1 protein-coding gene is annotated in these 314 nt (G+C 39.8%); it reads right to left on the reverse strand.

Annotated features, from left to right (window positions below):
- Positions 1–314, reverse strand: a 314-nt coding sequence (locus IW20_RS26530; protein WP_035629175.1) for an HYR-like domain-containing protein, incomplete at both ends; no start/stop codon positions are given.

Here is a 314-nt window from a genome sequence, read left to right on the forward strand (position 1 = left end):
ACTTGCGTGAAAATGTCCGAAGTATTACCACATGCATCTTTAACCGTCCAAGTATTAGTGTATGTTCCAGAATTACCACAAGACTCAGAAGCTACAAACACTCCGCTAGTTTTAACGATATTAGTCACATCAGTATCACAATTATCGGTTGCAGTAGGAGCATTCGCTTGAGCAGAAGTTAATCCAGCAGCATCGCTACATTGGATAGTTATATCCAAACTTCCTGCCTGAGTAGTCCAAGTTGGTTTCGTAGTATCTTCGATAGTTATTACTTGCGTGAAAATGTCCGAAGTATTACCACATGCATCTTTAAC

The sequence above is a fragment of the Flavobacterium hydatis genome, assembly GCF_000737695.1.
GTDB classification, from domain to species: Bacteria; Bacteroidota; Bacteroidia; order Flavobacteriales; family Flavobacteriaceae; genus Flavobacterium; species Flavobacterium hydatis.